This is a genomic window from Komagataeibacter melaceti (genome assembly GCF_003403295.1).
In the GTDB taxonomy this organism is placed as follows: domain Bacteria; phylum Pseudomonadota; class Alphaproteobacteria; order Acetobacterales; family Acetobacteraceae; genus Komagataeibacter; species Komagataeibacter melaceti.
This window is the reverse complement of record NZ_QUWV01000142.1, coordinates 1-11,716: the sequence shown is the minus strand read 5'-3', so window position 1 is coordinate 11,716 and position 11,716 is coordinate 1. Positions and strand designations below refer to the sequence as shown.

12 protein-coding genes and 1 tRNA gene are annotated in these 11,716 nt (G+C 63.2%); 6 read left to right on the top strand and 7 right to left on the bottom strand.

What is annotated here, in order from left to right:
- Both DY926_RS14045 and DY926_RS14040 read right to left on the bottom strand, forming a co-directional pair.
- Window positions 1–553 (bottom strand): ArnT family glycosyltransferase (locus DY926_RS14045; protein ID WP_116703933.1); only part of this gene is annotated, 553 nt, incomplete at its 3' end.
- Complete coding sequence (locus DY926_RS14040) at window positions 550–1,020, bottom strand: Lrp/AsnC family transcriptional regulator (protein WP_116703932.1); 471 nt, start codon at window positions 1,018–1,020, stop codon at window positions 550–552. The genes DY926_RS14045 and DY926_RS14040, both read right to left, overlap by 4 nt.
- Before the next feature lie 140 nt (window positions 1,021–1,160).
- Between DY926_RS14040 and trxB the strand changes: the two genes are divergently transcribed.
- Both trxB and DY926_RS14030 read left to right on the top strand, forming a co-directional pair.
- A complete protein-coding gene (gene trxB / locus DY926_RS14035; protein ID WP_116703931.1) occupies window positions 1,161–2,117 on the top strand; it encodes a thioredoxin-disulfide reductase in 957 nt (318 codons plus the stop codon).
- A gap of 106 nt (window positions 2,118–2,223) precedes the next feature.
- Entirely contained in the window at window positions 2,224–3,111 is an 888-nt protein-coding gene (locus DY926_RS14030; RefSeq protein WP_116703930.1) for a LysR family transcriptional regulator, read from the top strand.
- A gap of 83 nt (window positions 3,112–3,194) precedes the next feature.
- Here DY926_RS14030 and DY926_RS14025 read toward each other — a convergent pair whose 3' ends face one another.
- The 4 genes from DY926_RS14025 to DY926_RS14010 all read right to left on the bottom strand — a co-directional run bounded on the left by DY926_RS14025 (window position 3,195) and on the right by DY926_RS14010 (window position 5,600).
- Entirely contained in the window at window positions 3,195–3,491 is a 297-nt protein-coding gene (locus DY926_RS14025) for an integration host factor subunit beta (RefSeq protein ID WP_116703929.1), read from the bottom strand.
- A gap of 27 nt (window positions 3,492–3,518) precedes the next feature.
- Window positions 3,519–4,448 (bottom strand): signal peptide peptidase SppA, encoded by a 930-nt coding sequence (gene sppA / locus DY926_RS14020; protein WP_116703928.1) that lies wholly within the window; start codon window positions 4,446–4,448, stop codon window positions 3,519–3,521.
- A gap of 64 nt (window positions 4,449–4,512) precedes the next feature.
- Window positions 4,513–4,968 (bottom strand): MucR family transcriptional regulator, encoded by a 456-nt coding sequence (locus tag DY926_RS14015; RefSeq protein WP_116703927.1) that lies wholly within the window; start codon window positions 4,966–4,968, stop codon window positions 4,513–4,515.
- A 221-nt stretch (window positions 4,969–5,189) separates the two neighbouring features.
- Complete coding sequence (locus DY926_RS14010) at window positions 5,190–5,600, bottom strand: ArsR/SmtB family transcription factor (RefSeq protein WP_116703926.1); 411 nt, start codon at window positions 5,598–5,600, stop codon at window positions 5,190–5,192.
- Window positions 5,601–5,791: 191 nt separating this feature from the next.
- On the opposite strand from DY926_RS14010, the gene DY926_RS14005 reads away from it, so the two are divergent.
- The 4 genes from DY926_RS14005 to guaD all read left to right on the top strand — a co-directional run bounded on the left by DY926_RS14005 (window position 5,792) and on the right by guaD (window position 11,537).
- Window positions 5,792–6,580, top strand: a complete 789-nt coding sequence (locus DY926_RS14005) for a sulfite exporter TauE/SafE family protein (protein ID WP_116703925.1) — start codon at window positions 5,792–5,794, stop codon at window positions 6,578–6,580.
- 41 nt (window positions 6,581–6,621) lie between these two features.
- Entirely contained in the window at window positions 6,622–7,845 is a 1,224-nt protein-coding gene (locus tag DY926_RS14000) for a UdgX family uracil-DNA binding protein (protein ID WP_116703924.1), read from the top strand.
- A 106-nt stretch (window positions 7,846–7,951) separates the two neighbouring features.
- Window positions 7,952–10,153 carry an FUSC family protein gene (locus DY926_RS13995; protein ID WP_116703923.1) on the top strand — a complete coding sequence of 734 codons (2,202 nt, stop codon included), beginning with the start codon at window positions 7,952–7,954 and terminating at the stop codon, window positions 10,151–10,153.
- A gap of 43 nt (window positions 10,154–10,196) precedes the next feature.
- Window positions 10,197–11,537: a guanine deaminase gene (guaD, locus tag DY926_RS13990; protein ID WP_116703922.1), complete on the top strand. Its 1,341-nt coding sequence runs from the start codon at window positions 10,197–10,199 to the stop codon at window positions 11,535–11,537.
- A gap of 24 nt (window positions 11,538–11,561) precedes the next feature.
- On the opposite strand, the gene DY926_RS13985 is transcribed toward guaD, so the two are convergent.
- A tRNA-Ser gene (locus DY926_RS13985) sits at window positions 11,562–11,651 on the bottom strand.
- Window positions 11,652–11,716 lie beyond the last annotated feature (65 nt).

Sequence of the window (11,716 nt, the reverse complement as noted above, 5' to 3'; positions counted from 1 at the left end):
GGCCCAGCCCGAGCCAGAGCACGATCCCGCCAATAGGCAGGATGGCGGTGTATTTACTGTCACAAGCCAGCCCCGCGACCAGCCCCGCCACCAGCCACCAGCGCCGTCCACCCCCCGTCACGATCCGTCCCATGGCCCAGAGCAGCATGGAAATGAAGAACAGCACCGGTGCATCCGGTGTTATCACAACTGACTGAATTGCCAGCGTCAATGTCGCCTGCAACAGCATACCCGCCCGCCATGCCAGACGCGGGGCGACACCGGGCAGCAGGTCACGCACCACCCCTATCAGAAAAAAGGTCTGGCCAATTCCGCACAGAACCCCGAACAGCCTGACGCCAAGGGCATTATCGCCCGCGCACAGCATGCCCAGCCGTATCCACACCGCCACCATGGGCGGATGGTCAAGATACCCGGCAGCAGGGGCAAGCGCCCATAGCCGGTAATATGCTTCATCAGGGGAAAGCGGCAGGAAGGCCGCTACCGCCAGCCGTACACAGGCCAGCAGCGCAAGCAGATACAGCCACCCGCGTGGACTGTATCCATTACTCACACAGGCACGCCCGGGCGGTTCAGGCTAGTGCGGATGGTCTGCAATGTCTGCACACGTACCACATGCGGGGATTCCGTCAGTTGCCGGGTCAGCAGGTTCTCATGCGTCGCATCGCGCGCCACGAGCCGGACCAGAAAGTCCCCCCCGCCCCGGATCATGTGACATTCACGCACTTCCGGCCATGTCGAGACCTGGGCCTCGAACGCGCTCAGCACGGCTTCCTTCTGGCTGTCCAGCCCGATCAGGGCAAACAGCGTGATCGACCAGCCCAGCCGCGCGCCATCCGTATCGGCATGATAGCCCCGGATGACATGGTCTTCCTCCAGCCGCCGCATGCGGCGCAGGCACGGTGGCGCGGATATGCCCACACGGCGGGCAAGCTCCACATTCGTCATGCGTCCGTCCAGCTGAAGTTCGGCCACAATACGACGATCAATCGCATCCAGATCAGCCATCCGCTCCGCCATGCACGTTCCATCTCTCGAAAACAGGCATCTGTCGTGCCCGTATGCCGCAATAATGAAGCACTTCCTACTCCAACCCTTGCACGGACGCCAGTGGACGATCATACCAAAGACAATTCTGACAATAGGGTTTTTCTGATCTCATGCCCCAGACCTGTTCTACCGATCTGCTTGTCATTGGCGCGGGCCCTGCCGGTTATACCGCCGCCATCTACGCGGCGCGCGCGGATCTCTCACCTGTTCTCGTTGCCGGGCTCCAGCCCGGCGGCCAGCTCATGATCACGACCGATGTCGAGAACTATCCCGGCTTCGCCAACGGGATACAGGGGCCGGAGCTTATGGAGCAGATGGCCGAACAGGCGCGTAATGTCGGCACCCGGCTCATGGATGACATTATCGTATCATGTGACTTCACCCGCCGCGACGGGACCGGGCGTTTCTATGCCACGGGCGATTCCGGCATGGTGTACGAAGCGCGCAGCGTCGTCATCGCCACCGGTGCGCAGGCCAAATGGCTGGGCATACCGGGTGAGGAGGAATTCCGCGGCTCCGGCGTCTCGGCCTGCGCCACGTGTGATGGCTTTTTCTATCGTGGCAAGCGCGTGGCCGTGATCGGCGGCGGCAATACGGCGGTGGAAGAGGCGCTGTACCTGACCCACCACGCCGCCCACGTCACCCTGATCCACCGCCGGGGCACGCTGCGTGCGGAACGCATCCTGCAGGACAGGCTGCACGCCAACCCCAAGGTCTCGGTCATCTGGAACACCGAGGTCACGCGCATAACCGGCAGCGGCACGCCGCCGGTGGTGACAGGCGCCGAACTGCGTGACCGCGTGACGGGGGAAGAACGGCATATCGATGTGGATGGGGTATTCGTTGCCATCGGCCACGCACCCAACACCGCAATTTTCCGTGATGTGGTGGAGATCGATACGGACGGTTACATCATCACGGCACCGGGTAGCACACGCACCTCAGTGCCGGGAGTTTTTGCCGCAGGTGACGTGCAGGACAAGATATATCGCCAGGCCGTAACCGCCGCCGGAACCGGCTGCATGGCCGCCCTTGAGGCCGAACGCTTCCTCGGCGTGGAGGCGTAAGCGGCCGGAAGAGTCCTTGACCTGCATCAACATTTCCTTCACCACAGCGGAAGTAGTGTCATAACATTTGGCGCGCCCCAATCAGATAGCAAAGCGGAGTCAACGCGTGGACTGGGATAAACTCCGGATATTTCATGCCGTAGCCGAGGCGGGTTCCTTCACCCATGCCGGTGACGTGCTTAACCTGAGCCAGTCTGCAGTTTCGCGGCAGATCTCAGCACTGGAAGAAGCCCTGCAGGTTCCCCTCTTCCACCGGCACGCCAGGGGGCTGATCCTGACCGAGCAGGGCGAGACACTGAACCAGACGGTTCGGGAAGTCTTCTCCAAGCTGGCCATGACCCAGTCCCTGCTGACGGAAAGCAAGGAAAAGGCGGCCGGCCGGCTGCGGGTCACGACAACAACGGGTTTTGGCACCTGCTGGCTTACGCCACGGCTGCACCGGTTCATGGAAACCAACCCGGACATTTCGATCACCCTGATCCTGGAAGATAACGACCTGGATCTGGGCATGCGTGAAGCCGATGTGGCGGTGCGCATGCACCCGCCGCGCCAGCCGGACCTGATCCAGCGCCATCTGGCCGACTTCCCGCTGCCGATCTACGCGTCACAGTCATACCTGAACGACCACGGCACGCCCCGCACGCTTGAGGAACTGAACGCCCACAAGCTGGTCCTGTTCGGCGGTTATCACCCGCCCGTGCCGCACATCAACTGGCTGGCCGAGACCGGCGTTCCCTCCGATGAGCGTCGTCCGGCGCGGCTGGAAGTCAACAGCCTCGCCGCCATGGCGGGCGCCATCGCGGCGGGTATCGGCATCGGGTCGATTCCGCTCTATGCGGCATCGCAGTACCCCAATCTGGTCAAGATCCTGCCGGAAGTGCCGCTGCCCACGGTCGATGCCTATTTCGTCTATCCGGAAGAGCTGCGCACATCCAAGCGCGTGGCCGTGTTCCGTGACTTCCTGCTGTCGGAAATCAACGCCCGGCATCACTGATACAGGCAACCATTTCGCCACGCTGGTCAAAGCCAGCGTGGTGCCTGCCTGTCATCCTTCCGCAATGGTAAAGCTGAAAGCCGTCAGTCCCCCTTGGGCTGCTGCTGGTTGACCCGTTCACGAAGCTCCTTGCCCGCCTTGAAAAATGGCACCACTTTTTCATCAACCGAGACGGTTTCCCCCGTTCTGGGGTTACGCCCGGTACGGGCGTCGCGCTTCTTGACGGTAAAAGCGCCAAAGCCGCGCAGTTCCACCCGGTCGCCGCGCATCAGGGCATTGCTGATTTCAGCAAAGATGACCTGAACGATACGCTCCACTTCCCTGAGGGGAAGATGGGGGCGGGCGGCAGCGAGTTCGGCAATCAGTTCCGATCTGGTCATCCTGTTCCCCTTGTTTATACAAGAAATTTAAAGTTTCCAGATCGCAACAGCCCCGTCAAGCGCACTACTTTCCTTCAGCAGAATTTCTCCACCTGGCACGGCGGACAGCAGGCCCGTGATCCAGTGCCGCCAGTTCAGGCGCGCCGCCTCCGGGCCGATATCCGTTACCGGCGCATCGGTGGGCAGGTGGGCGGTTTTCAGCAACCATTGGCGGGCATCCGCCATTGAACCGATCTGGTCCACCAGCCCAAGCCCCAGCGCTTGCTGGCCGGTATAGGGGCGACCATCGGCCAGTTGCCGCACGCGCTCCACCGGCATGTGTCGCCCATCCGCAACAACCGTGACAAAAAATCCATAAAGATCAGTTATCACACCCTGCAGCATCTCACGCCCCTGCGGTGAAAGCGGCTGAACGACGGAAGGTTGCCCCTTCATCGGCCCGGAAACCAGTTCGTCAACATGCACCCCGACGCGGTCCAGCAACTGCGACACATCAGGGGATTGCAGGATAACGCCGATCGAGCCGGTCAGGGTGGAGCGGTTGGCAAAAATACGGTTGGCAGGCACGGACACCATGTACCCCGCCGATGCCGCGACGCTGCCCATGGACACGACCACAGGCTTGCGCCGCGCGAAAGCCGCAACGGCGTCATGCAGCACCTCACCCCCCGTTACCGCGCCGCCTGGGCTGTTTACTTCCAGCAGCAGCCCCTTGACCGTTGCATCATCGGCCGCTTTCTGGATGGCATCAACATTGTCCTGCTCATTGGCGCCAATCACGCCCGCCAGCTTCAGGTGCGCCAGATGCGGCTTCTGCCCCGTCCAGCCGCCACCACGGGCGCAGGCAATGGCCACGATGCATGCAAGAACAAAAAAAGCCACAGCGCCGCCCCGCCAGAACAGAAGCTGGCGGCGAAGCGATGTGGCACGCAAAACCATGTCAGGGTCAGTATCCATGACAACGCAATATCATGGATACCCGTTACGACGAAGGCGGGACGGGAAACGGAAAGACCCGTCCTTACCCCTTGCGGCGGCGACCCGACTTTCCGGCTGAACCTTCCCCTGCCGAGGCCGCGGTAATCTTGCGTCCCAGCCCGATTTCACGCGCAAGGCTGGAGCGGCGTTCGGCATAATTGGGGGCAACCATGGGGTATTCGGCAGGCAGGCCCCAGCGTTCGCGGTACTGCTCGGGCGTCATGCCATAGGCGCTGTGCAGGTGGCGCTTGAGCATTTTCAGCTTTTTGCCATCTTCCAGGCAGACGATGTAGTCGGGAAATACGGACCGTTTGACCGGCACGGCAGGCTGGAGCTTGGGGGCTTCCTGCGCCGACTGCCCGACGGTGGCCAGCGCCTGATAGACATGGCGTATCAGATCCGGAAGGGCATCAGCGGCGACACTGTTATTGGACACATGTGCCGACACGATCTGTGTCGTCAGTTCCAGACATGTAAAATCCTGCTCGGTATCAGACATACGTTATTCCGTGTCTCTCTATTAACTGAAAGTCGCGACACATTCACGAACTAGCCGCATAGGACATATATGATACCTTAAATAAATACAACTCAAACAGCCCCGCATATTCTATGGAAACCGTTCAAAATCCCCATTTTTATTATATAGAACGGTTGGTATTAAATAGTTCCACCCCAACAGCATGCCATTCCGGCAGGAATGGCCCGGCCAATACACCCTCACGCCTCCATACGGATACGGGCGAAGCAGGCCGCCGCCACGTCCCGACCCGCATGGGCCGGGGCCGCCACGGGCTTTTCATCCAGCAGCGCCTGCAGGTCCTCCACCCCGAAATCGGGGTCGCACGCGGAACAGATCAGGCGGATTTTCATTTCCTCCATATTATCCTTAATGCTGTAAATGACCTGCCGGGCCTCCTTACGGGTTGTAACAATTTCCGCCCGCCTTAGTTCCGCAAGCTGCTGGCTCAGGGTCGGTTGACCTATGCCGGTCCCGGCCTCGATCTGGCCCACGCTTTTTTCGCCATCAAGCAGGCAGGCCAGCACCATGAGTCGCTGCGGCTGCGCCAGCAGGCGCAGCCGCTGCACAAGATTATCCGCGCTTTCACGTGTTCTGGGCAGATTTACCATCCATTCCCCCTTTTGGTCCCTTGTCGCATGCGTACCATATCCCCGCCCTGCGGGACAGCACGGCGGGACTTGATAAAATACATACATAATATATTAAATATATAAACAATCAGCTATCCCTCATGCCGTGAACAGGAACAGCCCCTTGATGCACATGCCCCCTGCCCCGGGCCGCCCGGTCATGCCGCCCCATGCCTGATCTGGCCTACATCCTGTCCGGCCTGTGCAGCGGGGGCGTGATCGGCTTTACCCTGGGGCTGATTGGCGGGGGCGGGTCGATCCTTGCCGTGCCGCTCCTGCTTTACGGCGTTGGCATTACGGACCCGCACCGTGCCATCGGCACCAGCGCGCTGGCGGTCACCATCAATGCACTGTGCAGCCTTGCCAGCCATGCCCGTGCGGGGCGCGTGCGGTGGAAATGCGCCGGGCTATTCGTCTGCGCGGGCATACTGGGCACCGTGCTGGGCGCCAGTATCGGCAAGGTCATTGACGGGCAGCGGCTGCTTTTCCTGTTCGCCCTCATCATGCTTGTCGTCGGCGCGCTGATGCTGCGCGGCCGCCGACAGGAAGGGGACGCGACGCATGGCCTCGAGCGCACGGCCCCCGCACCCATCATTCTGTATGGGGTGCTGACCGGGTTCTGTTCCGGTTTTTTCGGCATTGGCGGCGGCTTCCTGATCGTACCGGCCCTGCTGGCGGCTACCGGCATGCCCATGCTCAATGCCGTGGGCACATCGCTGGTGGCGGTATGCGCCTTTGGCCTGACCACCTCCGTCAGCTACGCCATGGCGGGCATGGTTGACCTGCCCATGGTGGGGCTGCTGGTTGCGGGTGGCGTGGCGGGAAGCCTGTGCGGCACCGCCATGGCCCGCCGCATGGGCCAGCGCCCCGAACGCCTGCGCATGTTTTTTGCCTGCGTGGTCTTTATTGTGGCATTCTACATGATGTGGCGCAGCATGCAGGCAATGGGCCTTGCCTGACAGGTGCTGGCCTTACGCCATCCCCACCGGAATGATCGCCCATGCCGCACACCGTCATTACGCTCGCCCACCCCTTTGACTTCGCCCGGTGGCGGGCCGCCACGCGCGACCTGGCTGGCCGCCATGTCCCGACGGATGCGATCACATGGCAGGTCGCGACACCTGATGCCCCGCCGCCCCCTCCCCCATCTGGCGAGAATTCCGCACCATTCCGCATCCCGCGCGAGACGATGCAACTGGCGGCGGACGTAATACAGTCCGCGCTACCCGACCGCTTTGCCCTCGCCTACGGGCTGATCCTCGCCCATGTTATCGATAGCGCACCGGATGCAGCCGATCTGGCCCGCATGCACGAAGCCGCCGAGACCGTACGTGCGGAATCCCTTCACCTGCACCAGAACCTGTTCTCCCTCATGCAGCCCGAAGGCGAAGGCGGCACGTGGCACGGCACGCTGGATGCCCGGACCCATGCGCCGGAAAGCAACGCGCGCTTCATCACCTACCAGCTCTCACTCGCGCCATGGCGGCTTACCCTGCCGGACAGGGAACTGTGCTGGAACGGCCGGAAGCTGCTTGACGGACCAGCGGACGCACCCACACCCATAGCCTTTAACAGCCTGCCACCTCCCGCCGTGCCGGTGGTGACGGATCTGGACATCGAGCGGATCACGTCGTTACGCGCGGTGGCGCTGGCGGCAAAAACCTGCCTGGTCTGCCCCATGGCCCGCCACGCGACACAGACGGTCTTTGGTGAGGGACAGACCACCGCGCGCATGATGTTCGTGGGCGAACAGCCCGGAGACAAGGAAGACCTTGCCGGTCGTCCCTTTGTCGGCCCGGCGGGCCAGCTTTTTGACCGCGCACTGGAGGAAGCGGGCATCCGCCGCGAGGATGCTTACGTGACCAACACGGTCAAGCACTTCAAATTCCAGCGCCGTGGCACGCGCCGCATCCATGAAAAGGCGGGCCGGGACGAAATCAGGGCGTGCGCCCCATGGCTTGCGGCCGAGCGGCGGCTCATCCGCCCGCATGTGCTGGTCATGCTGGGGGCCACGGCGGCCTCCGCCCTGCTGGGCCGCACCGTTACGATCGGGCGTGAACGCTCGCGCCCCATCGGGCTGGAGGACGGCACGACCGGGCTTGTCACGGTTCATCCGTCCTTTCTCCTGCGCCAGCCCGACGAGGCCAGCCGCACACGGGAATATGAACGCTTCGTGGCGGACCTGCGGCTGGCCGCAAGCCACCTTGCGCCCACAGACGCCTGATCCGCCACGAGGAAAGCCGATGCCAGATATGCGCTCGCGGCACCGTTACGTAATGCCAAGATGCGTTATTGATTGAGGTGCCCCTTGTCGCCGAAAGCCGTATATCGTGCCCGCAGACCTGCATATTCTGCCTCCCTTCCTGAACCGAATTCTTAGCGGAAAGCATTTTCCCACCATCCGTGCCCCCGGCTATGCGCGGATGAGCGGCCTGAAATGGCTCTACGCCCCCACGCCCGAGGCCCTGGCCTTCGCCATACGCACCACGGTGGCCGCCCTCATGGCGCTGACCATCGCGATGTGGATGGAACTGGATGACCCGCCATGGGCCGCCATGACCGTATGGATCGTGGCGCAGGGTTCACGCGGGGAAAGTCTGTCAAAGGCGCGATGGCGTCTGGTCGGCACGGGCATCGGGGCGATCAGCGCGGTCATTATCGTCTGTTCCTTTCCACAGGCGCCGTGGCTGTTCTTTCCTGCCATCAGCATGTGGATCGGGCTGTGCTGCATGTGCGCGACACTGGTGCGCAATTTCCGTTCCTACGCGCTGGTGCTGTCGGGCTATACCTGCGCCATCATCGCCCTGGCCGCCACGCGCCAGCCCGACAACATCTTCATGATCACCATGTCCCGCACGACCTATATCGTGCTGGGAATCGCGTGCGAGACGCTGGTGGCGGTGCTGTTCGCCCATAACCTCGCCGCCTCCGCGCGCAGGAACATGCGCCAGAAGATCCAGATGGCGCTGAGCAGCGCGACCGACGCCGTCGCCAACCTGCTGGCGGGGGATGACGAGGCCTTCATCCGCTCGCGCGCCCTGTTCGGCACGATCCTGAGCATCAATGACCAGATCGAGTTCAGTGAAGTCGAGATGGGGCCCCACGGGCATGAGGGCGACCATGCGCGCGCGGCACTGGCCTCGGTCTCTGTCCTGCTGTCGCGCGGGCTGGGCATGATGGCGCGCATCAAGGCGCTGGAAACACGTAACGAGCAGTTCACGGAAACCTCGCTCCTGACCCGCACCTTCCTGCTGGGCGTGCCCCCCCGGCTGGAAAACGACAGTGAGATCCCGCACATCCTGCACGACCTGCAGGACCTGCGCGGTGTATGCCGCCAGCGCATCATCGACGCCCTGACACAGGAAATCGGTGCCCCACGGGATGGCTCGGTAGAAATTGACGATCTGCTGAACTGCCGCATCCTGCATAACGCGCTGGATGAACTGCTGGGGGAACTTGAACTCGCCGTTAAGGAATTCGATGCCAGCCAGCACGAGATCCGGGGCGATCACTTCCATTTCCGCATCGAGGCGCATCGCGACTTCAAGGAGGCTGCGTATAACGGCATCCGCGCCGCCGTGGCCATCGGCGCGTCCGCCGTAATATGGGAAATAACGGCCTGGCCCAACGGGATCGGCTTCATAACCATGGTCGCGGTGACATGCGGGCTGTTCGCCACGCGTGAAAACCCGGTGGTCGGCACCATGAACTTCCTGCGCGGGGCGTGCTGGGCGGTGCTGGTTTCGGGCTTCCTTGTGCTCCTGTTCCTGCCACGACCGGCAGAGTTCGAAATGCTGGCCGCGGTCCTGGCCCTGCCCATGATCGCGGGCGGGCTTGCCGCACGCAACCCGTCCACGGCGGGGGCGGCGGCGTCCTACTGCCTGTTCCTGCCCAACCTTGTGGGGCCGGGCAACCAGACGCGACTGAACGAGATCGCGTATTTCAACGCGTCCTTCGCGCTGCTGTGCAGTATCGGCTTCGCGGTGCTGATTTTCCGCGCCGTGCTGCCCTTCAATAACGATGAAGAACGCTGGCGCATGCGCAACCGCACCCTGCATGACCTGCGCCACCTTGCCGCCGCCCACCCCATGCCGCGCACCCAGTCGTGGATCGGGCGGAACACGGACCGCTTCTCGCGCCTGATCCGCCACGCCGGTCCCACACCCACCCCCACCATCGAGGCCTACCTGCAGGGCACGCTGTCGGCCATGACCATCGGGCTGAACATCATCCGCCTGCGCACGGTGCTCGAGCGCGGGCAACTGCCTGCCGCAGCCGAACGCGCGATCGAACTGTTCCTGAGCCGGATGTCCGAATTCAGTGGCCGCTACGGGCGCTTTGGCCGCACGGCGCGGGTGGCGCGCGGGGCCACGCGCAGCCTGCGCAGGCTGGAAGCGGGCGAAGGCAACATTACCTCCCGCATCGAGATCACGCGCGCCATTGCCTATCTGCTGGTCATTTCCTATGAACTGGGCGCTAATGCAGCCTTTCTGGATGCGTCCCAACCCTATCGCGTAAGCGACGCCTCATAGCGCCTGGCCCTGACACGCGGCGGGCCGGGAGACGGAGCCGACCATGACCCAAGCCCCCCCGCCCGGCAGCGCCGCCCTGCGCGGCCATATCGTGACCTTCAGCGGCAATCCCTTCCTCATCCCGCCCGAGGAGGCATTGCGGGAGGAACCCGACGGGCTGGTCCTGATCCGTGACGGGCGCATCACCCATGCTGGCCCCTATGACAGCACCATCGCCCACCTGCCCGAGGGCATGCCGGTCACGGATTATCGTGGCTGCCTGATCTCGGCGGGGTTTGTGGACACGCATGTCCATTACCCGCAGCTACCCATGATCGCGGCCTATGGCGAACAGTTGCTGGAATGGCTGGAACGCTACACCTTCCCCACCGAACGCCATTTTGCCGATGCAGGTTACGCCACCACCATCGCGCGCCAGTTCCTGCGCACGCTGCTGGCCTGCGGCACGACCACGGCGGCGGTGTACTGCACGGTCCACCCGCAATCCGTTGATGCGTTCTTTACGGAATCGACCCGCCTTGGCACGCGCATGATCGCGGGCAAGGTGCTCATGGACCGTAACGCACCCGACTACCTGCGCGACACGGCCCAGCGTGGCCATGACGAATCGCTGCGCCTGATTGAACGCTGGCACGGGCGCGACCGCCAGCATTACGCGGTCACCCCCCGCTTCGCCCCCACCAGCACGCCGGAGCAACTTGAACTAGCGGCGGCCCTGCTCGGGCGGGACGAGACGCTGTTCATGCAGACCCACCTGGCGGAAAACCAGGCGGAGGTGGCATGGGTGGCCGAACTGTTCCCGGACAGCCGCTCCTATCTGGATGTATATGACCGCGCCGGACTGGTCCGCCCGCGCAGCGTGATGGGCCATGGCATCTATGTGGACGAGACGGACCTGCGCCGCTGCCATGAAAGCGGCTGCGCGCTGGCGCACTGCCCCACCTCCAACCTGTTCCTGGGCAGCGGCGCCTTCCGGCTGCATGATGTCACATCGCCCAGCCGCCCCGTCCGCACGGGTCTGGGCACCGACATCGGGGCGGGCACCAGCCTGTCCCACCTCCAGACCATGAACGAGGCCTACAAGGTCGCGCGGATGAACGGAAACCGCCTGCACCCGGTTCAGGCCTTCTGGCTGGCCACCGCCGGGGGCGCGCATGCCCTGCATCTGGATGACACGATCGGCACGGTTGGCGTGGGCATGGATGCGGATCTGTGCATTCTCGACCCGCGCGCAACACCGCTGCAGGCCCTGCGCGCGGAAACGTGCGACAGCACGGCGGACCTGCTGTTCACGCTCATGATGCTGGGCGATGACCGCAGCATCCGCGCCACCTACGTCAACGGACGCCTCGCACATGAGCGGACGCCGGATACGATTATATAAGGGGAAAAATCACCCGCGATGCAGTGGCGGAGAGGGTGGGATTCGAACCCACGGTACGCTTGCACGCACAACGGTTTTCGAGACCGCCCCGTTCGACCGCTCCGGCACCTCTCCATCTGCACGCGGTGATGCAGCGGCTTATAGGGGGGAGCGGTAAGGGGCGCAAGGGGCTTTTTTGG

What these genes read in the sequence shown, in the direction of transcription:
- DY926_RS14025 (WP_116703929.1), bottom strand. Translation starts at nt 3,491, where the DNA reads ATGACCAGATCGGAACTGATTGCCGAACTCGCTGCCGCCCGCCCCCAT.
- DY926_RS14040 (WP_116703932.1), bottom strand. Translation starts at nt 1,020, where the DNA reads ATGGCGGAGCGGATGGCTGATCTGGATGCGATTGATCGTCGTATTGTG.
- DY926_RS14010 (WP_116703926.1), bottom strand. Translation starts at nt 5,600, where the DNA reads ATGGTAAATCTGCCCAGAACACGTGAAAGCGCGGATAATCTTGTGCAG.
- trxB (WP_116703931.1), top strand. Translation starts at nt 1,161, where the DNA reads ATGCCCCAGACCTGTTCTACCGATCTGCTTGTCATTGGCGCGGGCCCT.
- sppA (WP_116703928.1), bottom strand. Translation starts at nt 4,448, where the DNA reads ATGGATACTGACCCTGACATGGTTTTGCGTGCCACATCGCTTCGCCGC.
- guaD (WP_116703922.1), top strand. Translation starts at nt 10,197, where the DNA reads ATGACCCAAGCCCCCCCGCCCGGCAGCGCCGCCCTGCGCGGCCATATC.
- DY926_RS14000 (WP_116703924.1), top strand. Translation starts at nt 6,622, where the DNA reads ATGCCGCACACCGTCATTACGCTCGCCCACCCCTTTGACTTCGCCCGG.
- DY926_RS14015 (WP_116703927.1), bottom strand. Translation starts at nt 4,968, where the DNA reads ATGTCTGATACCGAGCAGGATTTTACATGTCTGGAACTGACGACACAG.
- DY926_RS14005 (WP_116703925.1), top strand. Translation starts at nt 5,792, where the DNA reads ATGCCTGATCTGGCCTACATCCTGTCCGGCCTGTGCAGCGGGGGCGTG.